Source organism: Mesorhizobium sp. BR1-1-15 (assembly GCF_020165475.1).
GTDB lineage: Bacteria > Pseudomonadota > Alphaproteobacteria > Rhizobiales > Rhizobiaceae > Mesorhizobium.
The window spans coordinates 25,884-49,188 of record NZ_JAIUIF010000011.1 but is presented as its reverse complement, the minus strand read 5'-3'; the positions used below and the strand labels follow the sequence as shown (position 1 = coordinate 49,188).

The window sequence follows — 23,305 nt, the reverse complement described above, 5'->3', positions numbered from 1 at the left end:
CTAGGAAGACCCTACTCCTGCCAAAAGCGATTTGATGCACGTCATCACCACCCAAAAAGAACTCGAGACCGTTCTCGCCGCTTTCGAAAAATCGGATTTCGTCACCGTCGACACCGAATTCATCCGGGAAACGACCTTCTGGCCGATCCTGTGCCTGATCCAGATGGCGGCGCCCGGAATAACGGCGCTGATCGATCCGCTGTCGCCAGACATCGACCTGAAGCCGTTTTTCAGGCTGATGGCCAATGAATCTGTCGTCAAAGTCTTCCATGCCGCGCGGCAGGACATCGAAATCATCGTCCATCTGGGCGATCTCGTTCCCCATCCGGTGTTCGATACCCAGGTTGCGGCGATGGTCTGCGGGTTCGGCGACAGCGTTTCCTACGATCAGCTCGTGCAGCGCGTCACCGGCGCGCGGCTCGACAAGTCCTCGCGCTTCACCGACTGGCGCCACCGGCCGCTGTCCGAAAAGCAGCTCGACTATGCGCTTGCCGACGTCACCCATCTTATCGAGGTCTACCAGCATCTCAGCGCCGAACTGGAGCGGGAGAACCGCGCCCACTGGCTGAACGAGGAGATGGACGTCCTGACCTCGCGCGAAACCTACGATCCGCACCCCGAGGATGCCTGGAAGCGGCTGAAGATGCGGCTGCGCAAGCCGCAGGAGCTGGCGATCGTGCAGGCCGTGGCGGCATGGCGCGAGCGCGAGGCGCGCGAACGCGACGTACCCCGCGGCCGCGTGCTCAAGGACGACGCCATCTACGAGGTGGCGCAGCAGGCGCCGCGCGACGCGGCCGCGCTGGCCAAGCTGCGCACGATACCGAAGGGCTGGGAGCGCTCCTCGACTGCGACGGCGCTGCTTGGCGCGGTCAACACCGCACTAGCTCTGCCCAAGGAGCAATTGCCGAAGCTGCCGAAGAGTTTTCAGCCGCCCGAAGGCTCGAGCGCCGCGGCGGAACTGTTGAAGGTGCTGCTCAGGATCGTGGCCGAAAAGCAAGGCGTCGCATCGAAGGTCCTGGCTTCCAGCGACGACATCGACCGCATCGCCGCCGAAGGCGAAGCCGCCGACGTGCCGGCGCTGCAGGGCTGGCGCCGCGCCGTGTTCGGCGAGGCGGCGCTGAAGCTGGTGCGCGGCGAGATCGGCATCAAGTTCGACAAGCGCAAAATAGCGGTGTTCGATTTGTAGGCGGAGCGCCCCAACGAAGGGGAGTACTGCTCAAACCACCCGGAGCAGGTGCAGCGCGAACCAGATCCAGCCCAGCAAAAGAATCACTGCCCCCAGGGAGAAAGACCGGCTGCGCAGGAGCAGATTGTTGCTGGTCAGGTGAACCCAGGCATGAAAATAGCGGGTCGCGACAAAGATCCACATCAGGGCCAAGGTCAGATAGTTGACGCCGTTGGTCAGGTGCAGCATCAGGCACAGCACATAAAAAAGCACCGGCAGTTCGAACTGGTTGCTGAGGTTGCTGGCAACCGTCACGCAGGAGGCCGGCTCGGTGGAGCGCGCCTTGTACTGGCTGACTTTGGCTTCGCCCGATTGGATGGCGACATACCTGCGCCGGGCCATGGCGCTATAGACGATGTAGACCAGCAACACGTGCGCCAGAATAGGCCAGAAAATCGATGTCTGGTTCATGAACCCTCCCCGCCCGGTGCCGGGTCAGATCAATTCTGTTTCTGACCTGCCAGCCAGAAGACGGCGATGACGATCACCGGAATTGCGAGCAGCGCGAATTTGGTGACGATCAGCGCCGAGGCGAGACCCAGGGAATCGGGATTGGCCGACAGGAAATCCGACAGAAGGCGGGCCACGGCGATGTTCTGGGCGTAGTTGGCGATCGTGTAGGGCAGCACCAGGATCAGTGCGAAGATCGATTGCATCTGGCCCGGAAGCACGCGGAAATTCCTCAACCGCCTTCCCGTTGCCAGGATCAGGCTGACCAGCGTCACCGACAACAGCGCGGGGAACAGAAGATCGAAGGTCAGATAGTGCCAGACCAGGATGATCTCGCCGCCGCGCCGGCCGAGCGCCGTCAGCCAGGCCATGCCTTCATCCGGCGTGAAGCCAAAAACGCGCATGTCGAGCGACGGCAAACCGCCACTCAACTGGCGGAAATAGAAGAACTCCATGAGCGTCATGGCGATGAAAACCGCCACCGATGCGGTGCAAAGGGCGGCAGCGTGGCGCGATAGCCGCAAGATGGTCGCGGCCAGATTGCGCCAGAACGTGTACTGGTCGGGCCGATCAGGCTCCGCCGGGATAGTTGGGGCTTTCGCGGGTGATCGTGACGTCATGGGCGTGGCTTTCACGAAGTCCGGCGTTGGATATGCGCACAAAGGTGGCGCGTTCGCGGAAATCGGCAAGGTCGCGGCCACCAACATAACCCATAGCGGCTTTCAGGCCGCCTGCAAGCTGGTGCAGCACGCCAGACACAGGTCCTTTGTAGGGGACCTGCCCCTCGATGCCTTCCGGCACCAGTTTCAGCGTGTCGCGAACCTCCGCCTGGAAGTATCGGTCGGCCGAGCCGCGCGCCATGGCGCCGACCGAACCCATGCCGCGATAGGCCTTGAAGGAGCGGCCCTGGTGCAGATAGACCTCGCCCGGGCTTTCGTCGGTGCCGGCAAGCAGCGAGCCGATCATGGCGGCACTGGCGCCGGCGGCAAGCGCCTTGGCCAGATCGCCGGAATATTTGATGCCGCCATCGGCGATCACCGAGGCGCCCGATTTGTGCGCAGTTTCCACCGCCGACATGATGGCCGACAGCTGCGGCACGCCGACGCCGGCGACGATGCGGGTGGTGCAGATGGAGCCGGGGCCGATGCCGATCTTGACGGCATCGGCGCCGGCATCGATCAGCGCCTGGGTGCCCTCGGCGGTGGCGACGTTGCCGGCCAGGATGCGCACCGAATTGGAGAGTTTTTTCGCCCGCGTGACGGCATCGAGGACACGCTGCGAATGGCCATGCGCGGTGTCGATGACCAGAAGGTCGACGCCCGCCTCGATCAGGCGCTCGGCGCGCTCGAAACCGTCGTCGCCGACGCTGGTGGCGGCCGCGGCGCGCAGACGCCCCTGCGCGTCCTTGGTGGCGTGCGGGTTGAGCTGCGATTTCTCGATGTCCTTGACGGTGATCAGCCCCACGCAATTGCCCTGCTTGTCGACGACGACGAGCTTTTCGATGCGGTGCTGATGCAGAAGCCGCTTGGCCTCGTCCTGGTCGACATTCTCCTTGACCGTGATCAGGTTCTCACGGGTCATCAATTCGTAGACCTTCTGCGCCGGATCGGAGGCGAAGCGCACGTCGCGATTGGTCAGGATGCCGACCAGCCGGCCGCTCTTGTGGCCGCCGGAGCCGCCATTCTCGACCACCGGAATACCCGAGATCGAGTAGGTGCGCATCAGCGACAACGCGTCGGCCAGCGTCGCGTCGGGACCGATGGTGACCGGGTTGACCACCATGCCGGATTCGAATTTCTTCACCTGCCGCACCTGCTCGGCCTGCTCGGCCGGCGAGAAATTGCGGTGGATGACGCCGATGCCGCCGGCCTGCGCCATGGCGATGGCAAGCCTTGCCTCCGTGACGGTATCCATGGCCGCCGACAGGATCGGCACGTTGAGGTCGATGTCGCCGGCAATCCGGGTGCGGATGTCGGTCTGGCCGGGCATGACTTCGGAATGGCCGGGCTGCAAAAGCACGTCGTCAAAGGTCAGCGCCAGCGCGCCGGTGGACGTTTCGATGATTTTTGCCATGGCCAGCCCTTTGAATGCGGGAAAAGCGCTGGACCGGGATGGACAGCGCGACTCTCTTCTTCCCTTTCAGGATTGGCGGTGGCTGGTACCACGTCCCGGCACGGAAGAAAAGCCGATCGTTGCGGACGCTTCAGCTTCTATTGCGAACCAAGGAAAGCATCCAGCAAAGCGTGACGCGGCGATGCAAAGGGGTTGACGACGGTTACACCGCCCCAGGTGAAGCCGTCCTGCAGGTCTTCCGACAGAAGCAGCCGGCAACCCGTTTGGGATGCAGCCGAAAGAATGACGGCATCCCAGATGCCGAAGCGATGGTCCGCCGCAAGATCGACAGCCATCGTCATCACCTCCGGCGTCGTCCCAGCAACCGGGAACGCGTCGCGCCAGCTAAGCAGCGCATCCCGAGCCTCCTGGCGCGACCTTCCGGCTTTGCGGACGAGGACATTGAACAGTTCACCCAGCACCTGGACCGGAACAATGGCAGCGTCTTGTGGAACCTTGCGCAGCAGTTCGAGAACGTGGTCGCGTTTGTCTACGTTGTTAACGCCCTCTGCGTAGGCAAGAATGTTGGTGTCGAGCGCGACCCTCACAGGTCATCCTCGTAGAGCTCATCGCGGGTCCAGCGTCCTGCATCGGCAACTGGCTGCCGTTCGAGTCGCGACAGCAATGCCGCGCGCGAGCGGGAGGCCACACCCTCGTGCCTCTCCGCAGGCACGATCCGTGCCACCGGCCGACCATGGCTTGTCACGACGTAGCTCTGGCCCTCGCGTACCTCACGCAGGATGCGAGAAAATCTGCGATTGGCATCGGCTGCCGAAACGGCCTCTTCCATGATCATAACGTCCTGTAGTTATTTTCACTACAATAGGGATAGTGTCCGTTTTTTGCAAGCAATCGTGTATCGCAGCCGCCACCGGAGGTTGCGGTCGCATAAAAGTGACAGCAATTTAACACGACATTGGTGTCCAGCCGTGATAACCGCCCTGCCTGCCGGCAAACTCCCGGTCGGCAACATCTGGAATCAAGCCCGGACGCGTTCCTTTGAACCGAACCATTCCGCTCATATTGGCGGTCGCTCTTTTCATGGAAAACATGGATTCGACCGTCATCGCCACATCGCTGCCGGCGATCGCCCTCGACATCCACACCAGCCCGATCGCGCTCAAGCTGGCGTTGACCTCCTATCTTGTGTCGCTGGCGATCTTCATTCCCATCAGCGGCTGGATGGCGGATCGCTTCGGCGCCAAGAACGTTTTCCGCGCCGCGATCGCGGTGTTCATCGTCGGTTCGGTCGCCTGCGCCGTTTCGGGCTCGCTGCCGGCCTTCGTGGTGTCGCGCTTCCTGCAAGGCATAGGCGGCGCCATGATGACGCCGGTCGGGCGCCTGGTGCTGGTGCGCGCCACGCCCAAGAGCGAACTTGTCGCGGCGATGTCCTGGCTGACCGTGCCGGCATTGGTGGGCCCGCTGGTCGGACCGCCGATCGGCGGCTTCATCACCACCTACTTCACCTGGCACTGGATCTTCCTGATCAATGTGCCGATCGGCCTGATCGGCATCTGGCTGGCCACCCGCTTCCTGCCGGAAACCGAATCGATGGAGACGCCGCCGCTCGATTTCGTCGGCTTCGTGCTGAGCGGGCTGGCGGCGTCCGGCGTCGTGTTCGGCCTGTCAGTGATCAGCTTGCCCTATCTGCCGCCGGCGACCGGCTTCATCACCGTGGGCGTCGGGCTGGTGTCGGGCGCTCTCTACCTCATGCATGCGCGCCGTGCCAGGAACCCCCTGCTGGCGCTCGACTTGTTCCGCAACCAGGTATTCCGCTCCTCCGTGCTTGGCGGCGGACTTTTCCGCATCGGCATCGGCGCCGTGCCGTTCCTGCTGCCGCTGATGTTCCAGATCGGTTTCGGGCTGACGCCGTTCCAGTCCGGCATGATTACCTTCGTCTCCGCGATCGGCGCCATCGGCATGAAATTCGTCACAGCGCTGATCTTCCGCGTCGTCGGCTTTCGTCGCGTGCTGATCGTCGGCTCGCTGGTGGCCGCCGCGTCGATCGCCGTCAACGGCCTGTTCACGCCCGATACGCCCTATCTCTTGATGCTGGCCATGCTGCTGGTGGGCGGCTTCATCCGCTCGATGTTCTTTACCGGCATCAACGCCCTCGCCTACGCCGAGGTTTCAGCCGAGGACACGAGCAAGGCAACACCGATCGCCGCCGTGTTCCAGCAACTGTCGATCGCGCTGGGCGTGGCGGTTGCCGGCGGCATCCTGGAAGTATCGACGGGTATCCACGGCGGCCCGTTGACATTGCCGGACTTCCATACCGCCTTCTTCATCGTCGCGGCAATTTCCGCCGCCGCATCGCTGTCGTTCATGCGGCTGGCGCCCGATGCCGGCAACGCCGTATCGGGCCACGGCCGCCTGACCATGCCCAAGCCGCTGGAACCGGTGAGGTCGCCGGGGGAGTGAGACGGTTCAGCCGTCGCCGTCCGCCGGCCCTTCGCCATGGCTCCGTGCGCTCAAGTTCTTCGAGACATCCACTGGACGTTCCGATCCGCCTGATGGCGGACCGGATTCTCGCCCTTTGAAATCCTTCGCCAGTAGATACAGCTCCACCGACTCATCGCGCGACGCAGGCGGCTTGACGTGGTGGACGGACCGGAAATTCTTCTTCAGCATCGAGAGCAGCTCGTTTTCGGCGCCGCCCTGGAACGTCTTGGCCAGGAAGTGGCCGCCCGGCTTCAGCACCGACAGCGCGAAATCGGCGGCCACCTCGCACAGATGCATGGTGCGGATGTGGTCGGTCCGCTTGTGGCCGGTGGTGGGCGCCGCCATGTCGGACAGCACGACATCGGGATCGCCGCCAAGCGTCTCGGCCAGCTTCCCCGGCGCCTCGGGATCGAGGAAATCCATCAACAGCACCGGCGCGCCGGGCACCGCGTCCATCTCGAGATAGTCGATGCCTACGACATGCGGATTTTCCGCGGTCGATTTGGTCCGCGCGGCCGCGACCTGGCACCAGCCGCCGGGGGCCGCACCAAGGTCGATCACCTTCATGCCGGGTTTCAGCAGATGGTGCTTGTCGTCGATCTCGATCAGCTTGTAGGCCGCGCGCGAGCGGTAGCCGTCAGCCTTGGAGCGCTGGACGTAGGGATCGTTGATGTGACGCTGCAGCCAGCGGCGCGACGATTCCTTCAGCCCGCTTTTCTTCTTGATCCGCGTCTTCAGCACGCGAATGCCGGCCGAGCCCGGCTTTTCCGGTTTCTTGGTCATTGGTTGACTTCTTGTCCAAGTTTTCTCGCTTGCCGGGTTGTGGCCGTTTTTCGGCGGCAGCGCGTTTGGCAAACGGCTTCCCCCACTCCGTCGCTGCTTCGCAGCGCCACCTCTCCCCCCTCCGGAGGGAGAGGAAGGGCGCCAAGATTGGCTAGCTCGCGCCAATCCTCTCCCCCGTCGATCGGGGGAGAGGTGTCGAGCGAAGCTCGACGGAGTGGGGGTCGACTGCTCACCGGAGCAACGCTTGCGCCAGCTTGCCCGAGCGTGACTTCTGGACAAACGGAACCGTTTGTCCGCGAAAACCGGTCGCCACTTTTCGCTGACGCGGTCCTGCGGTTCGGGATCATGTTCTGCCGCGCCCATCGTTGCGCCAGACGCCGTCATCGGCCATCAGCTCGCTCAATATGCCCTCGCGCAAGCCACGGTCGGCAACGCGCAGCCGCTCCGACGGCCACACGGCGCGGATCGCTTCCAGAATGGCGCAGCCGGCCAGCACCAGGTCGGCGCGGTCCGCGCCGATGCAGGGATTGGCGACACGCTGCTGGAAATCCCAGCCGACCAGCTTTTCGACCATGCGGTCGACGCTGTCCCTGTCCATCCACAGGCCGTCGACGCGGCGGCGGTCGTAGCGCTCGAGATCGAGATGGACGCCAGCCAGCGTCGTCACCGTTCCGGAAGTGCCCAGCAGATGAAATTTCGGGCTGGCCTTGAGGTGGCTAAGCCGATCGCGGCCATCGAAGGCGGCGAGCCGGGCGGCGACGTCGTCGACCATGGCGCCAAAAATCTCGCGCGTCACCGTGCGGCCGCCGAAACGCTCGGCCAGCGAGACGACGCCGACCGGCAACGACGTCCATGACACTATATGGTTGGCGAGCCGCGGCGAGCGGCGGCCGGTGAGATCGATCAGCGCGATCTCGGAGGAGCCGCCGCCGATGTCGAACAGCACGACGCCCTGCGTGTCGCGCTCGACCAGCGAACCGCAGCCGGACACCGCGAGCCGGGCTTCGGTCTGTCGGTCGATGATTTCGAGCTTGAGGCCAGCCTCGCGCTCGACGCGCTCCAGGAATTCGACCCCGTTCGCCGCCGAGCGGCAGGCCTCGGTGGCGATCAGCCGCGCCTTTCTGATCTTGCGGTTGCGCAGTTTCTCGCCGCAGACTTTCAGGGCCTCGACCGCGCGGTCCATCGCCGGTTGGCCGAGGCGGCCGCTGGCCGTGAGCCCCTCGCCCAGTCGCACGATGCGCGAAAAGGCGTCGATGACGCGAAACTGGCCATGACGCGCCGGCACGGCGACCAGCAGCCGGCAATTGTTGGTGCCGAGATCGAGCGCGGCGAAGACCGGCAATTCTGGCATCGGCGGCCGATGAGCCCCCGATTCGGGCCGAGCCACCGCGATGGGCGGTGTGGCTATGCCTGCAAGCGCCGCGCCAGCCGCGGCGGCGCGTGCCGTCGGCGCCCCGTTCGCCGCGGGACGGATATCGTCGCGCGCAAAAACCTTGCGCCCGCGCCGGCGTTTGCGCCTTTTCTTGGCCCTGCCCTTTTGATGGTGGTTCGCGTCGCTCGCCTGCCCGTCGGCGGAGCGTGGCTCCGTCGGGCGGCGTTGCTGCCATTTGGCGGTCCCCGGGCCTGCCGGCCCCGGGGAAGCGCTGGACGCGCCCACCTCCGGCGCGCCGGCGCCGGTGTCGCGGTCTTCCACTGTCGTTCCTTCCGGCGCCGCGCGAACCGGCGAACGGACGCAGCAGGCGCTTCTTTGTTTCAAGTTGCCGCCAGACTAGCAGCGCCGGCCCGGATCACCAAGTGCCGCATGGCACGAATTTTGCCGGCTGTCCGCAAACCGCCTGCTGCCGCGTCTTACGCAAAGTGGGGGTAAACAGCGACTTTCAGCACAAATGCATGCGGAGACGGTCGCATGGCCGGGCCGATATTCCCGCTCGGCTGTCGATTTTCCGCCTCTCGACGACGATAACGATTGCGGCTTGCCATGGCGGCAAGGGCCGGCGGTTGAATAGCCGGCTTCGATGAGGCATCTCTGAAATAGAGGGGGCAAAGCGATCGGAATCGCCGACCGCTTTCCCGCAATGACAGCGAAGGCAACGGGCCCGCAACGCATGGCAGTCAGGCAATGAACTGGAGACGCTATTTCTGGCCGGTCGTCGGCGTCGGGGCGGTGATTTTCTCGCTCCTGCTGCTCTGGCACGAATTGCGCGGCATTTCGCTGGATGATGTCTGGGACGGTATTGCGGCGATCCCGGCCCGCGGCTGGATCCTCGCGGGGCTGAGCTCGGTTGTCGCCTACGCCTCGCTCGCCGGCTACGACCACATCGCGCTCCTGCATATCGGCAAACGCGTATCGTGGCTGTTCGTCACGCTGTGCTCCTTCACCACCTACGCGCTGTCGCACAATATCGGCGGCTCGGTGTTTTCGGGCGCCGTCATCCGTTATCGCGCCTATGGCACGAGGGGATTGAGCGGACAGGACGTCGGCGTGCTGGTGGCGATCTGCTGGATTACCTTCGTGCTGTCGACGGTACTTGCCTCCGGCCTCGTTCTGGTGCTCGAACCGCAGATCATCGACCGCTTCTCCGGCATAGCCCATCACGGCCTGTCGCGGGCTGCGGGCATCGTCATGCTTGCCGTCGTCGCCGCCTATATCTTCGGCAGCTGGCTGCATCTGCGGCCGCTGAAGATCGGCAGCTTTCAGATTCACTATCCGGCCCTGCCGATCGTGGCGCGACAATTACTGATCGGCCCGATCGAACTCCTGGCGGCAGCCGCGATCATCTTCTTTGCCCTCCCCGGGACCCATAACCCCGGCTATTTCGTGGTGCTCGGCGTGTTCCTCGTCTCCTTCTCGATCGCGCAGATCTCGCACGCGCCGGGTGGGCTGGGCGTGTTCGAGGTGGTGTTCCTGGCCGGGCTCTCCGACATGGACCCCGTGGGCGTGCTGGCGGCCCTGCTGGTATTCCGGCTGTTTTATCTCATCGTCCCGCTGTTTCTGGGCCTGGGCATCGTGCTCTATTTCGAGCGCTCGCAGTTCGGGCGGACAGGCAATTGAAAAGCCGCGCCGAAACATCACAATTGAAACACCGGCAGGCTTGACTATTTTCTGCTGGCGGCTACAAGGCAGCGCTCACAGCGGTTCGCCCGCTCGGCCCGCGCGGTTTATGACCTCGCCTGCTGGGGAATAGGTTAACGGTAGACCCACGGACTCTGACTCCGTTAGTCCTGGTTCGAATCCAGGTTCCCCAGCCAAACTGGACTCCCTGTCGATAAAGCTGCCTGCTGTGCACCCATTGCTGCGCCGGCCACGACCGTTTCCGCAAGTAGATCAAACGGTTGCCTAAAGACGGCGTGAACTTCGCCTTTGTCCCATTTGCAGTTCGACAGCACCAGATTCAGGAGTCGATTTTTCTCGTGCGCAGGCTGTTTCGCAAACAGTCGGCTGGCGTTGCGTGCCAGTTCCAACAGCCGGATGCCGTCCTCCATGTACGATTCCTCGGCGCTACCATGACGCTCTATCTCGCGAAGCAGCCGCGTCTGTTCGATCCGCCACTGTGCTGACATCCGATCGTAGAAGGCGTTGTCGATGCGGCCATCGAGCTTGTCGAGATACATGGCATGCAGCCGATCCTCGAGCCGCTTGTACTCGACCTGACATCGATGGATCGCTTGTTCATGCTCGCGGCGCTCGTCGGCATGGCTGGCCAAGAGGCCTGCCTTTACCCATTCCAGTATCTCTTCGTCGAAATGCAAACGGTCAAGCAGGTTGGCGAATGTCTGGTCGAGCACCTCCTCGCGGACATATTTGCGGCGGCAATCACCGTATCCACCCCGACCTTTGTTGGTATGCCCCGTGCAGTGATAATAGACGTATTTGCTCTTCTTGATCTCGGCCACGATGGCGCAGCCGCATTCGGTGCAGGTCATCAAGCCGATAAAGGCGAACTCTTTTCCTATCGGGTGGGTCGGCACCGCATTGCGGCCTGTCAGAACGCCCTGTACGCGCTCCCATAGTTGGATCGACACGAGAGGTTCGTGCTTGCCCTCGTGCAATTTGCCGTTCCACAGGAACAGTCCGGTATAGAGGCGGTTGCGCAGGATCATATGCACGGTGCTGACCGGAACCGGGTTGCCGCTCTTGGGATAAATCAGCCCCTCGCCATGGGCTGCCTTAGCCAAGGCCTTGAGCGAATACCGGCCGGTTGCGTAACGCTCGAACAGCTGTGTGACGACTGGAGCCAGTTCAGGATGCGGCTCAATAACCTTTCTGCCATCCTTCCCAGTGGTGTTGATATAGCCCAGCGGAGCCTTTGTCGGCCATATGCCCTGCTCCGCCTTCTCCATCTGCCCCTTGCGGGCTTCTTCTGACAGGTTGTCGATATAGTTCTTGGCCATCAAGACCTTGATGCCGTGCATAAACTTTTCCGATGAGCGTGAGTCGCGCGAAAGTATCACGCCCTCCTTCGCCAGGTGGATTTCGACATCCAACTCGTCGAGCGTGACCCAGTCTTTCAGATTTCGATAAAGCCGGTCTGTCTTCTCCACCAAGACAATCTGGATGCCGGGATGCTTGCGCAGATATTTGACCATTTCGGTGAAGTTGGTCCGGCCAGTGGTCTTGGCCGTCTCAACGTCCACAAACTCCTGCGCAATATCGAACCGCTGTTGTTGGGCATAATCGCGCAACAGCTTGCATTGAGCCGGGATGGAGAAACCTTCCTTGTCCTGCTCCTTGGAGGATACGCGGGCGTAAAGCAGCGCCTTTGTAAGACCTGCGGGCCTTGCGACCTTCATAAGTCGCTGGTTCATCGTAGACGCCTCCTTCCCTCCATGGTCATCGCATCTGCCGCCGACGGACTGAGCCGGCGATGAGGGAGCCATGAAGCGCCTGCTATTCGCGCCGGTCAATTCGGTCCCATTCGGCGAGGATGCGAAAGAAGCCACCGAGATTATCGACGATTTGCCGGGCATCTTCCGTTGAGAGGGGCCGCTCCATGCGGGCCTCAAACAAGCGGGCCGTTCGTTCCAGAAATGCTTCGTCAATGGCGCGTTGGCGCGAAAACAGATTGGTTTGGGGGTTGCGTTCAACGCTGCGTTTTGTAACGCGTCGCTTCGCTTTCACCAGTTCCGTCCCGACCACATCTGCATCGGGAAAAGATTCGCTGAAATTGCCTCAGCGGCGAATGGCCGTTATGTGCGCTTGCGTATCCTTTTCTACTTTGTATCAATCCCAGCGGCCGGTTGCTGACCAAAATGAAGGTCCGCGGTGCGCTTTCCGAGACCGATCAAATCGGCCGCGATTGCTTGATATCGCCGACAGTCCGCCTGAACGATGGATCGATCAGGTCGCTCAAGCGGCACACTCCCGGTGATTTCCTTCAAGTCATGCAGGATCGACTCGATATGTGGCCAGGGAAAATCTGTTGGGTCGTCGATGTCGCGATCTGCGCCCACGATTATCTCCAGCTTGGCGACAACGCCGAGAAGTGAGTGTGCGGGCGTACGCGGAAGTCTATCCTGAATCTTCAAAGCCGCTGTCGCAGCCTCGACTTCCGCTTGGTAGGCGATCGAGTAACCAACCTTCGCATCCGTCGGCACCGGACAGGCTGCGCTGAGAACGCGCGTTTCCAGGCGTTGCTGAAGTCGGCAGAGAACCTGCGAGACATGCTGCGCCCGCAACCAGTCTCCTAGCAGCGCAAGCGCCGGATCTGCTTCGTCGGAACGAGCAGATCTTTTTGTAGCCTGCTCGCCACCTCCCCCGAGCGTGACGGAAGACAAAGTCATGCTATTGTCGGAATCAGCCATGATCCGAGCTCCACAACAGCTTGCACGTGGCCAGGCCGGATCGGTGTTGCATCACCTATCCGGCCGCCCAATTGAAATCGAGACTACACAAAGTGCAGCATATGATCAATCGAAATCACTATATTATGGTGATTTTATGAACCCGGTGCAGTGTCGCATGGCACGAGCTGCATTGGGCTGGGGCGTTTTAGAGCTTGCTAAGGAGGCCGGAGTCTCAACTCAAACGGTTGTGCGATTCGAACGAGGCGAGACGTTGAAGCAGTCCACAATAGTTCAGCTTAAAGCAACGTTCGAGGCAGCCGGAATAGAGTTCATTGCAGAGAATGGCGGTGGCCCTGGTGTGCGCTTGTCACGCGGTATTGCAAACACCTAGCCGAAGGCGGCACCTGCGGGCGGCATTACGGATTATCCGTTCCCGATCAATGTCAGCAATGCGCCTCATTTCGGTCGTTCGCCACGCATTCGGTTGATTCTGAAAGCGGCCATCGCTTTCGTCTTCCCTTTCATCGCGTTCTGATGACAACGGTTGGGTGACGGCTTGCAAGGAAGAGCAGGGAATTGCGGGCTAAAGTAAAGGATGGCGTCTAGCGCGGCCGGATTCGCTGGCGGCAGAAACGACGACGTCTTAGTCTGTTGGCTTAGAGAGTCCTGCGATTGACGATCGCGCTGGGGCAACCCAAAGGGAACACCTCAATGCTGTCGTCTTCGACCCTGGCCTTGGCCGAGACCCTGTCCGAGAAATTATCTAACCCCTTCTTGGACAAGGTGCTTGCGGGCTCGCTCGGTGTTGCCTGGGACAGCGCCAATCCTATCAGAGCGAACCTTTTCGCGGCAGGTATCCGGGAACTCGTGACCTACGTCCTTCACGATCTTGCTCCAGATGAGCAGGTGAAGGCATGTGATTGGTATTTGCTCGCCCAGGAATACGCTGCGAAGAACAACGTTGAGACCAAAGGCAAAATTACTCGCATTGATCGAATGATTTACGCGACCCAGGGTGGCCTTTCGGACGGTTCTCTTGAAGAACTCGGGGTCAACGTCGAGGTTGATCACAAGAAGCTTAGATCAGTTATGGACGAACTTTCCAAATACACCCATGTCAGGCCCGGATCCCTACTCGAAGGCGATGAAGCAGTGAGTGAGTTCATGCGGAATACCTTTCACGCGGTAATCCGATTTCTCGATGCAGTCACCGAGGTCAGAGACACAATTGCAGAGGCCGTTTCTCAGACAATCAATGAGGTGGCCGACCAGGCTTTAACAGAAAGCGTTGTCCAGGAACTTGATGAGCTTTCAACGCATACGCTAGTGGACGAGGTAGTCGCTCACGATATCCGTGTCGTAACGATTGGCCCGAAGGAGATCGAATTTCGCGTAAACGGAACGGTTTACGTTCAACTGAACTACGGTTCGGGATCAGATTTTCGCCGCGGCGAAGGTGTGTCTCTCTCAGACAAATATCCCTTTTCGGTCAGAATGGCCGCCTCCGTTGCCGACATGCGTCCCTACACACTGGAGCGTGCGTCCGTGGACAATAGCAGCTTCTATGAATGAGCGGCGGCTCCTAGCTAAATACTGCTGGCCTTCAAACAGATCCGAGCAAGCCAAGGCGCACGGAGTGAAATAGGCGAACTCGATATCTTGTCGACATGGAAGACGCGCTGCTCCTGGCAGAGCGGACCGAAATCTGACGTTGGGGGGTCATCCGGCGCGACACGGATGAATGCTTCGACGGGGCCATGGGTCTCGACGACCCCACCATCATGGGATGGAAGCCGGTCTGTCTGCTTTTATTGGTATCGATCTGAAAGCGGACACGCTGACCACCCGATATTGCTTCTGCTCGGTGTCGCTGAAGGCGTCTGCGGGGACTACCTGTGGAAGCATTGCAACAGGACTTGATTGCTAGTCGTGGCCGCCTACAGATCAATCGAAAGGGAGAGGTAAATGGCTATCGGGGCAATCACGATCCCATCTGTACAGGGCGACGTGCCGCTCACTCTTGAGGCTGGCAAGTCTACCGTTTTCATAGGCGCCAACGGTGCTGGCAAGACACGCTTGGGTGTCATGATCGAAAGCCGGTTTCAGGGCCACGCCGAAGTTCATCGTATTGCCGCCCATCGTTCACTCGCGATGAATACCGCAGTTCAGCCGCCTAGTTTAGATCGTGCACTGAACCAGTTGCGGTACGGATACCCAGAGGGCAATAACAAGCTTGGGCATCGCTGGCAGTCAAATCCGGCGATTGCTATGCTGTCGGATTTTGATCACCTTATTGCAGCTCTTTACGCCGAAGAGAATAATGTGTCAGTCAAGTTCAGGCAGGAGGTGAGAGCTAACCCGGCAACTCAAGTGGCCACGACCAAGCTCGATGTCTTACAAGAAATTTGGCAAGAACTCCTGCCGCATCGGTCTCTCATTGTAGACGCGTCCGACGTAAAGACTGCTCCATCGGGCCAACAAAATTCATCGTATAACGCGGCAGAGATGAGCGATGGCGAGAGGGTAATTTTCTATCTTATCGGCCAAGCGCTAATCGCGCAGCATAACACCATTCTTATCATCGACGAACCAGAACTTCATATCAACAAGTCCGTTTTGTCGAAGCTCTATGATAAAATTGAAACTAGTAGGCCGGACTGCGCCATAGTTTATATTACTCACGATGTGGAGTTTGCCGCGTCTCGCCACGCCGCCACCAAGTTTGTGTTACGTGCATATCAGAAGAGCCCTGAACAGTGGGACATCGAGCATGTCCCTGAAGACACCGACATTCCAGATGACGTCGTTGCCCTGATCGTCGGCAGTCGCCTCCCTGTGCTCTTCGTGGAAGGAGACGGAGGGAGCCTAGATATAGCCCTCTATCGTCGTGTCTTCGAAGGTTTTACCGTTATACCCGTCGGCAACTGCGATCAGGTGATTCACACTGTCTCTAGCTTTGCCAGCCGCAAGGAACTCCACCGCGTAGGCTGTGCGGGAATAATCGATGCCGATGGGCGATCCGTTCAAGAGAGCCAGTACTTGGCTGGGAAGTCTGTCTACACGCTGCCTGTCTCAGAGGTTGAAAACCTATTGCTGCTGCCGACGGTTTTCAAGGAGTTGGCAAAGGCACTTGCATTTAACGAAGTTGAAGCGGATCAAAAGCTTGCCGATCTCAAGGCGCGTGTGATCAGGCTGGCATCCAATGAGATTGATCGAATTAGCCTCGATTACACGAGGCGTCGGATAGACGCGATGGTGAAGAAAATAGGTCTTACTGCAACTGACATTGGAACGCTGGAGACCGATTTCCGTAACGCGACTTTAGCGGTAGATCCTCGGGGAATTTTCATGAATATGCAGTTGGAGCTAACGAACGCTGTGGCTATCAGCGATTATGAAACCATTCTGCGCCACTACGACAACAAAGGACTGCTAGCGGAGGCTGCAACTCTGTTGGGGTACCAAAAGAAGTCACTCGAGGAATTCATAGGCAGAACTTTGCGCAGTCAGAGCCAGCCAGCCTTGCTTGCTGCCATAGTAAGTCAGTTGCCTACGCCTGTTCCGCGCCCGTAGCGTCACAGCCTGGGCTAGTGACCTGCTTTGGGCTAAATTCGCAGTGCACTTGAACGACCGTGACGGGGTCGGGATTTGAACGGCTGTTCGTGACGAAATCGAACCAATAGCTGCCGGTCCGCTGTCGTGAAGAGTTTCGGGCGCCGGCAGGCGTACGAAAGTCCCCGAGGAAGGAACCCGCGGGCCACAGGTGACTGCTATGGAGATTTCGATTTGCGGCGGATGTCGGCGATGGCGCGATCGCCGCGGGGAAGCGCCGGGTTTGATGCGAACGGCCCGCTTCGTTGCGCTTCCGCGCGGTATTGCCGACCCGGCACGCGGTTGGGTGCGGCCCTGTCGGGGTCGTTGATCACCATGGACACGCGTGGGTCCGTTGCCGGAGGCTGAGTGCCTGCGGCTGAAGGCTGGAGCATGCCATGCCTGGTCATGGAGAGTTCTCCCGGTTCGTCGCCGTGGTGTCCGGCGGTCCGCGCGGCTGTCGCCACCGTTCGAACGTCTCGATGATGATCATGCTTCCGCCGCAGCACCGGCATGGCGGACGGAAGTCAGTCGGTTCTACTGAGTTGTCGTCCTCCGACGGCGCAGCGACGTTCAGCAGTTCGCGGGCGCGTGCGAGGCTGGTTTTGCGAGCAGAGCCGGCGAGCAGGCCGTAGTGCCGGATGCGGTGGAAGCCACGTGGCAGGATGTGGAGCAGGAATCGGCGGATGAACTCGTCGGTGGCGAGCGTCATGACCTGCTGCCGATCGGCGCCGTCGCGGCGGTAGTCCTTGTAGCGGAAGGTGACGCCGTCCTCGTCGAAACGGATGAGGCGCCGGTTCGAGATCGCGACCCGGTGCGTGTAGCGCGACAGGTAGGCGAGCACCGCTTCCGGTCCCGCGAACGGCGCCTTGGCGTACACGACCCAGCGCTTCTTGCGGACCGGCGACAGGTGCCGCACGAATGCCTGCCGCACGGACAGGTGCGCCATCGATCCGAAGAAGGTGAGCCGGCCGGCATCGTGCAGCGCAACCAACCGAGAGAGGAACAGACGGCGGAACAGCTTGCCGAGCACGCGCACCGGCAGCAGGAAGGCCGGACGCGACGATATCCACCGGCTTCCGTCCGGCGAGATGCCACCGCCCGGCACGATCATGTGCACGTGCGGATGGTGTGTCATCGCCGAGCCCCAGGTATGGAGCACCGCGGTGATTCCGATGCGCGCGCCGAGATGCTTCGGATCCGCAGCGATCGTCAGCATCGTCTCCGATGCCGCCTTGAACAGCAGGTCGTAGACCGCCGCCTTGTTGTGGAAGGCGATGTCGGCGACCTCGGCGGGCAGGGTGAAGACAACGTGGAAGTAGCCGACCGGCAGCAGGTCGGCCTCGCGCTCGGCCAACCATGTCCTTGCCGTAGCACCCTGGCACTTCGGGCAGTGCCGGTTGCGGCAGGAGTTGTAGGCGACGCGCCATTGGCCGCAGTCCTCGCAAGCCTCGACGTGACCGCCAAGGGCCGCGGTGCGGCAATACTCGATCGCCGACATGACCTTGAGCTGGGCGAGGCTCAGGTGACCTGCATGGGCAGCCCGGTAAACGGGTCCGGCAGCACGGAAGATGTCGGCAACCTCTATCGAGGCGCGCACGGCTCAGATGTCGGGCGAGACCTCTCCCGGCTTGAATAGCCCGAGCTTGTCGAGCGGGCTCATCACGGCACGCACCGTGCGGGTCGCCACCTTCGCGTAAAGGGCGGTGTTGCTGAGCTTGGCATGCCCGAGCAGGACCTGGATGATCCGGATGTCGGTGCCGTCCTCCAGCAGGTGGGTGGCGAAGCTGTGGCGCAGCGTGTGCGGCCCGACCCGCTTGGCGATGTCGGCCGCCCGGGCCGCCTCGACGACGATGCGATAGAGCTGCCGCGTGCTGATCGGCTTCATTGCGTGCTGTCCGGGGAACAGCCAGCCGTCGCGGTGCATCACGCCCTGCTGACGTCCGATCTTCCACCACTCACGCAGAAGCGTGAGCAGGTCCTCCGAGAGCATGGCGTTGCGATAGCGCCCGCCCTTGCCACGCTCGACGCGCAGCAGCATGCGCTCGCTGTCGACGTCGGCAACCTTCAGCATCGACACCTCGGCAACACGCAGGCCCGCGCCATAGGCGACTGACAATGCGGCCTGGTGCTTGAGACACGTGGTGGCGTTGAGCAGCCGGGCCACCTCGTCGCGGCTGAGCACCACGGGCAGGTTGCGCGGATGCGCCAGCCGGACAAGCCTGCGCGCCAGGTCCGGGCGGTCGAGCGTGTGGGTGAAGAAGAAGCGCAGTGCCGACACGATGCTGTTCATCGTCGGTACGGGAACGCCGTCCTCCTGCTGCTCGATCTGGAACCGGCGCAGGTCGTCGGCGGTAGCGGTGTCTGGTGAACGCCCGAGGAATGTCGCCAGGCGTCCGATGTCGCGGAGATAGTTGCGCTGTGTCTCGCGTGAGAAGCGCCGCATGTTCATGTCGTCGATCAGCCGCTGGCGCAGCGGGCTGACGGGTGCATCGAGAACGGGGTGCTGCATGGTCAGGCTCCTTGTTGAAGAAGCCCGTCATGCTCTGCCCCCGCCGGACCACGCTCAACGCCAGCGCGACGACCGGTTCTTGACCACTACCTCAACCGCAGGCGCCCCTCCCGCGCAGCGGGTTCGTTCCCCGGCCCCTTCCCAGTCATTGAACTTGTCTCAGAGAGGAGTGTTCAACGTCGACAGCAACGTACCACTCCGCCGCGTCTACTCGCTGTTTTTTCGTGATGCGCCGGTGTGCCATACAACGGGATCAGCAATCCACCGATTGACATCGGATTCCCGCCAGCCCGCACCGTTGATGCTGATCTTGATCTGGGCTGGGAACGTGCCTTCGGCGATCTTGCGATAGATGGTTGAACGGGACAGGCCGGTCCGGGCAAGGACGGTTTTGAGGCGTATGATACGATCCGGCTCGGGCATAGCTTACCTGCACCTCACTGGTTGTTGCTGATTTCTGCTGGGACAGACAGGACGAACCCCATGCCGGAGGCAATCAGGTTTGTCTCCTCAGCCGACTGCGGCGTGGAAACGGCGGCAAATCGGCAGGCCTTAGATTCCAATCCCCCGCCCCTTACCGATGCCATGGCTGAAGGCGAGTTCCGCGCCCAGGCGACGGCCCGTCTCCACGTTGATCCCAAGGTCGCGCTTCCGGTTTGCCAGCAGGGATTCAAGCTGCGGATCGCGTTCAAGGCTCTTGGCCATATCGGACATGGCCAAGCGCGTTGACTTGTAGCCCGACATGTCGCCGGCCAGATATTGCTCCCTTCCGGTACGGTCGAGCTTTTGCCAACGTTCCACGAACCGGTCGGCGCGGCCGCCGGGATCGAGGTCCATCCCAGTGCGAATTTCCGTTTCAAGCTGGAGAGCAAGCACGATGCGGCCGACGCGGCCGGCCCCCGCCTCGCGGACAAGTTCGGGATTCTTGACATAGGCCGCTTCGGCATCGCGCCAGCCATACGGCCGCACCTTCTCGAAAGCGCTACGGGCATCCCTCAATTCGCGCATCTGCTCGGGACTGCCCTGCCCGTCGGCATTTCCAGTACTGAGGATCGCGTCGAGCGCGCGCGCGTGGCGCACAAGCGCCTTGGTGCGAGCGCTGCGCAACGCCGCTTCCGCGTCCATCGGCATATCCCTGTCGCGCGGCACTCCAGTAGCAGAAGGATATCTTTCCGGCGTCCGGACTGCATCTCCGGTCCGCACCCCAACACTCTCCCTTCCCGGCCCGCTCCCACGGTCCTGCATGGGCTCGCCCTCAACAGGCGAGCGCAACCCGTCCAGCAGTCCCCCGATCCTGTCGCGCAGCTTCTCCGGAACGACGCGGCGCACGATCTCGACCAGGCGCTCACAGAACGTGATGCCGCGCCGCTCGGCATAGTGTTGCGCCGGGTCGATCTGCTCGTAATCCGACGCCATATCCTTGGCGCGGTCGCGTGACAGCGTACGGTCCAGGCGGTCCCGCGTACTGAAGTCGTCGCCGCCATAGTGCAGGTCCATCCCGTCGCGATGCCGCGACAGTGCGACATAGCTACCATGTGCATCCATGCCAGGTGTTGCGAGCACATGGGTCCGGTCGACGGTCATGCCCTGCGCCTTGTGAATGGTCGCGGCATAACCGTGGTCGATGTGCGCGTAGTCTTTCAGATCGAAGCGCACCGATCTGTCGTCATCGGTGCGCACGGTCATGCTCTGTGTGCTGACTTCCTCCACGATGCCGAGTGTGCCGTTTTTGACGCCAAGCCCGCGCTCGTTGCGCAGGAACATGACCCGGTCGCCGCTGGCGAAGTTCCTTGCACCGCGTTCCACATTCACGTGAACCTCGTCGCCGAGATCTCCAGCAGCACGCAGCCGCTCGCGCGCTGCCTGGTTCAGCGCGCACACCTCGTCGTTTGTGTGGGTGAGGATGATACGGCTTGCCTCTGGCTGCGCCTGCCTGTCGCGATCCCAGCGCTCGACGAGTTCAGCTCGCGCTTCTTCGCGCGTTGCAGCCTGATGCACCATGCCTTTCGCGTCATAGGCGTTGATCGCGGCGCCAATCCTGCCGCTTGCCAGATCGCGCGTGGCGTCACGCTGCCAGTCCTCGCGCTGACGGCGCACCTGGCCAATTTCGACACCTCCGTGTCGCTCGTGGATAGAGCGGAATGCAGCACCCGCTTCGATCGCCTGCAACTGCTGCGGATCGCCGACGAGCACGACTTTTGCGCCAACGTCCGCAGCATGGGAGAGCACGCGCTCCAACTGGCGCGTGCCGACCATGCCGGCCTCATCGATCACCAGGACATCGCGCGCGGTGAGTAGATCGCGGCCCTGTCCCCAGCTGTGTTCAATGCTGGCGATGGTGCGTGACTGGATGCCTGATCCGCCCTCCAGATTATCAGTGGCAATGCCGGACAGTGCCGCGCCTCGAACCTCATAGCCCGCCGCTGCCCAGGCCTGGCGCGCAACGCCCAGCATGGCGCTCTTGCCCGTTCCGGCAAAGCCGACGACGACACCAAGACCGCGACCATCGGTGATGTGCGCAAGCGCATCGGTCTGCTCGCCTGACAGAACAAGGCCGCGTTGCGCAGCCCGCGCCAGTGCTGCCTCGCGATGTGCGTCACTCACCGCGTGGCGCTCGTCCAAGTCGACCCGCTCCGCCGCGCGGTGAAGGCGCTGTTCGGTGTCGATCATCTGGCGGGTGGTGAAGCGATCTTCTCCACGTCCGTCCTTGCCGAGTTCGATCAGATCCGGCGCCTTGCCGACCGCGCCCATGACCTCGTTGAACTGATCGAGCCCATCGCTGTGCCGATGCGCGAACTTCGCGATGTCTTTTCGGGTGAAGGTCGATTGCTGATGCGTGATGGCATCCAGCGCCACGGATGGATCCGCAATGATGCGCGCGCCATTGTTGCGCGCGATCTCGCGGTGCAGCTCGGCGCGATCTGCTTCACTATCGCCAGCAGCAAGGCCGCTGCCCTCGATGCGCTGGGCCGGTGCACCGATCTGGGTTTGCGGCTCCAGGGAAATGCCCTGCGCTTCCAGACTGCGATGATCGATGCGGGCATCGATGTCGAGTTCGGCAAGACGTTCATTGGCAAGCTCGGCCCATCGCTCGCGCCAGCGTTCGACCAGCTGGGTAGCATTCCAGTCTCGAACCTTTGACCCAAAACCATTCTCGTCCACGGCCCGCATGGTGAGCATCACATGGACATGCGGTTTCGGGCTGCCATCCTCCGCCCTGTCCCAATGCACATTGAGATCGGCGACCATGCCCCGGCTTACGAACTCGACTTGTACAAAGTCGCGCGCCAACTCGATGCCTTGCGCCTGGCTGAGTTCGCGCGGGAGCGCAAACTCGACCTCGCGGGCAAGCTGCGCATCCTTGCGGACCTCGAACGCCTCGACATCGTTCCACAGCCGTTCGCGGTCGCGCCAGGCCTCGGGTGCATTCGCAGGCAGCATCACCTCGGAATGGACGACACCGCGCTTGGCCGAAAAATCATGGCTTCGATCAATGCGCTCGTCACGCAGCCGCGAAGCCGAGCGGTAGGCGGCCGACGCTACAGCACTGCTCCCGGCCTTGCGGCCAATGACCTTTACGTGAAGATGATAGATCGCCATCGCGACCAGATCATTTGCACGGCAAAGCCCACGTCGGCACGACGTATAAGCGCGCCCTCCCTCGAAAAATTCTCGGGATGGACCAGCCCGTCCCGGGCTGTCTCGGCAACCCTGAAGCCTTCCGGCAGGTGCTCAACTATCATTCACAAATGGACAATCAATGGAGACAGCCATGCGCAAACCACGAGACTTCGACGCCGAACTGAAGGCGCTGGAAGTCAAAGCGCGAGAACTCAAAACGCGAAAAGTGCAGCAACTTGGCGAGCTGGTGATCGCCACCGGCGCCGATCAGCTCAATACCGACGAACTGGCCGGCGCACTGGTCGCGATCGCTGAAACGAAAGACACGTCAAAACGTGAGGCATGGGCCAAGCGTGGGGTGATGTTTTTCGAGGGCGGGTCCCGGCGAGCTGCTTCGACATCTCAGCGCAACCCTCGCAGCGCTCCAGCACAACCGGGCAGCGCGCAATCGCCAGCAAGCGGCACAGGCTCGCAATGATATGCGCACCTGGCAGGTCGAGCGTCGCAAGCGCACACGGCAGCTCATCGAACTTGGCGGTCTCGTCGTCAAGGCAGGCATTGTCGAGCTCACCAATGAAGATCGCGCCATCATTCACGGCGCGCTGCTTTGGATCGCCGCCAAGCTACAGAGCCATGAAGGCGAGCATGCGCGTGACCTGTGGCGAGCGAAGGGAAGGCAGGCGTTCGACGCGGAACGGAATGACATGCAAAGGGGCCAGCAAAAGTAGCAGTGGCTGGCGAACAGCGGGCAGCTCAAGCTCCGGACAGCGCTCTGCCCGGCATGT

At 61.7% G+C, this 23,305-nt stretch carries 22 protein-coding genes and 1 tRNA gene; 9 read left to right on the top strand and 14 right to left on the bottom strand.

The window, feature by feature from the left end; all coding sequences use genetic code 11:
• The first annotated feature begins 34 nt into the window (after positions 1-34).
• On the top strand, positions 35-1,186 hold the full coding sequence (gene rnd, locus LB541_RS19075) for a ribonuclease D (RefSeq protein ID WP_140631518.1): 1,152 nt from the start codon (positions 35-37) through the stop codon (positions 1,184-1,186).
• 30 nt (positions 1,187-1,216) lie between these two features.
• On the opposite strand, the gene LB541_RS19070 is transcribed toward rnd, so the two are convergent.
• From LB541_RS19070 to LB541_RS19050, 5 genes are all read right to left on the bottom strand, one after another.
• Complete coding sequence (locus tag LB541_RS19070) at positions 1,217-1,636, bottom strand: MAPEG family protein (RefSeq protein ID WP_140557035.1); 420 nt, start codon at positions 1,634-1,636, stop codon at positions 1,217-1,219.
• 29 nt (positions 1,637-1,665) lie between these two features.
• Positions 1,666-2,295, bottom strand: coding sequence for a hypothetical protein (locus LB541_RS19065; protein ID WP_140494112.1), 630 nt, complete (start codon positions 2,293-2,295; stop codon positions 1,666-1,668).
• Positions 2,246-3,748 (bottom strand): IMP dehydrogenase, encoded by a 1,503-nt coding sequence (gene guaB / locus LB541_RS19060; protein WP_140761638.1) that lies wholly within the window; start codon positions 3,746-3,748, stop codon positions 2,246-2,248. Before guaB ends, LB541_RS19065 begins: the two co-directional genes overlap by 50 nt.
• 137 nt (positions 3,749-3,885) lie before the next feature.
• Positions 3,886-4,335, bottom strand: coding sequence for a PIN domain-containing protein (locus LB541_RS19055; protein ID WP_140515645.1), 450 nt, complete (start codon positions 4,333-4,335; stop codon positions 3,886-3,888).
• Positions 4,332-4,577, bottom strand: coding sequence for a type II toxin-antitoxin system Phd/YefM family antitoxin (locus tag LB541_RS19050; RefSeq protein WP_140521745.1), 246 nt, complete (start codon positions 4,575-4,577; stop codon positions 4,332-4,334). Before LB541_RS19050 ends, LB541_RS19055 begins: the two co-directional genes overlap by 4 nt.
• A gap of 209 nt (positions 4,578-4,786) precedes the next feature.
• Between LB541_RS19050 and LB541_RS19045 the strand changes: the two genes are divergently transcribed.
• Entirely contained in the window at positions 4,787-6,208 is a 1,422-nt protein-coding gene (locus tag LB541_RS19045; protein ID WP_140494120.1) for an MFS transporter, read from the top strand.
• 6 nt (positions 6,209-6,214) lie between these two features.
• Here LB541_RS19045 and LB541_RS19040 read toward each other — a convergent pair whose 3' ends face one another.
• Both LB541_RS19040 and LB541_RS19035 read right to left on the bottom strand, forming a co-directional pair.
• Positions 6,215-7,012, bottom strand: a complete 798-nt coding sequence (locus LB541_RS19040) for an RlmE family RNA methyltransferase (protein ID WP_224619334.1) — start codon at positions 7,010-7,012, stop codon at positions 6,215-6,217.
• 343 nt (positions 7,013-7,355) lie between these two features.
• Positions 7,356-8,705: a Ppx/GppA phosphatase family protein gene (locus LB541_RS19035; protein ID WP_224619333.1), complete on the bottom strand. Its 1,350-nt coding sequence runs from the start codon at positions 8,703-8,705 to the stop codon at positions 7,356-7,358.
• Positions 8,706-9,131: 426 nt separating this feature from the next.
• Here LB541_RS19035 and LB541_RS19030 point away from each other — a divergent pair, with 426 nt between their 5' ends.
• Together LB541_RS19030 and LB541_RS19025 are read left to right on the top strand one after the other, a co-directional pair.
• A complete protein-coding gene (locus LB541_RS19030; RefSeq protein WP_140494126.1) occupies positions 9,132-10,064 on the top strand; it encodes a lysylphosphatidylglycerol synthase domain-containing protein in 933 nt (310 codons plus the stop codon).
• A gap of 123 nt (positions 10,065-10,187) precedes the next feature.
• A tRNA-Gln gene (locus LB541_RS19025) sits at positions 10,188-10,261 on the top strand.
• On the opposite strand, the gene LB541_RS19020 is transcribed toward LB541_RS19025, so the two are convergent.
• The 3 genes from LB541_RS19020 to LB541_RS19010 form a co-directional block, all read right to left on the bottom strand.
• Positions 10,229-11,818, bottom strand: coding sequence for a recombinase family protein (locus LB541_RS19020; protein ID WP_224619332.1), 1,590 nt, complete (start codon positions 11,816-11,818; stop codon positions 10,229-10,231). The two genes, LB541_RS19025 and LB541_RS19020, sit on opposite strands and share 33 nt — an antisense overlap.
• 82 nt (positions 11,819-11,900) lie before the next feature.
• On the bottom strand, positions 11,901-12,131 hold the full coding sequence (locus LB541_RS19015; RefSeq protein ID WP_224619331.1) for a hypothetical protein: 231 nt from the start codon (positions 12,129-12,131) through the stop codon (positions 11,901-11,903).
• 92 nt (positions 12,132-12,223) lie between these two features.
• The gene (locus LB541_RS19010) at positions 12,224-12,814 is read right to left on the bottom strand and encodes a hypothetical protein (RefSeq protein ID WP_224619330.1); all 591 of its coding nucleotides are present in this window, start codon (positions 12,812-12,814) and stop codon (positions 12,224-12,226) included.
• Positions 12,815-12,950: 136 nt separating this feature from the next.
• Between LB541_RS19010 and LB541_RS19005 the strand changes: the two genes are divergently transcribed.
• The 3 genes from LB541_RS19005 (at position 12,951) to LB541_RS18995 (ending at position 16,369) form a co-directional block, all read left to right on the top strand.
• Positions 12,951-13,187 carry a helix-turn-helix transcriptional regulator gene (locus tag LB541_RS19005; RefSeq protein WP_224619391.1) on the top strand — a complete coding sequence of 79 codons (237 nt, stop codon included), beginning with the start codon at positions 12,951-12,953 and terminating at the stop codon, positions 13,185-13,187.
• A 281-nt stretch (positions 13,188-13,468) separates the two neighbouring features.
• Positions 13,469-14,368 carry a hypothetical protein gene (locus LB541_RS19000; protein ID WP_224619329.1) on the top strand — a complete coding sequence of 300 codons (900 nt, stop codon included), beginning with the start codon at positions 13,469-13,471 and terminating at the stop codon, positions 14,366-14,368.
• Between the two features lie 393 nt (positions 14,369-14,761).
• Positions 14,762-16,369: a DUF4435 domain-containing protein gene (locus tag LB541_RS18995; protein ID WP_224619328.1), complete on the top strand. Its 1,608-nt coding sequence runs from the start codon at positions 14,762-14,764 to the stop codon at positions 16,367-16,369.
• Between the two features lie 424 nt (positions 16,370-16,793).
• Here the strand turns inward: LB541_RS18995 and LB541_RS18990 are convergent, their stop codons facing one another.
• From LB541_RS18990 to traA, 4 genes are all read right to left on the bottom strand, one after another.
• Positions 16,794-17,987 carry an IS91 family transposase gene (locus LB541_RS18990; protein ID WP_224619327.1) on the bottom strand — a complete coding sequence of 398 codons (1,194 nt, stop codon included), beginning with the start codon at positions 17,985-17,987 and terminating at the stop codon, positions 16,794-16,796.
• A gap of 3 nt (positions 17,988-17,990) precedes the next feature.
• On the bottom strand, positions 17,991-18,899 hold the full coding sequence (locus LB541_RS18985; protein WP_224619325.1) for a tyrosine-type recombinase/integrase: 909 nt from the start codon (positions 18,897-18,899) through the stop codon (positions 17,991-17,993).
• Positions 18,900-19,106: 207 nt separating this feature from the next.
• Positions 19,107-19,322 carry a helix-turn-helix transcriptional regulator gene (locus tag LB541_RS18980; protein WP_224619324.1) on the bottom strand — a complete coding sequence of 72 codons (216 nt, stop codon included), beginning with the start codon at positions 19,320-19,322 and terminating at the stop codon, positions 19,107-19,109.
• Positions 19,323-19,451: 129 nt separating this feature from the next.
• Entirely contained in the window at positions 19,452-22,499 is a 3,048-nt protein-coding gene (gene traA / locus LB541_RS18975; RefSeq protein WP_224619323.1) for a Ti-type conjugative transfer relaxase TraA, read from the bottom strand.
• A gap of 172 nt (positions 22,500-22,671) precedes the next feature.
• Between traA and LB541_RS18970 the strand changes: the two genes are divergently transcribed.
• Positions 22,672-22,998 carry a conjugal transfer protein TraD gene (locus tag LB541_RS18970; RefSeq protein ID WP_224619322.1) on the top strand — a complete coding sequence of 109 codons (327 nt, stop codon included), beginning with the start codon at positions 22,672-22,674 and terminating at the stop codon, positions 22,996-22,998.
• Between the two features lies 1 nt (position 22,999).
• Complete coding sequence (locus LB541_RS18965) at positions 23,000-23,248, top strand: conjugal transfer protein TraD (protein WP_224619321.1); 249 nt, start codon at positions 23,000-23,002, stop codon at positions 23,246-23,248.
• Positions 23,249-23,305: the final 57 nt, after the last annotated feature.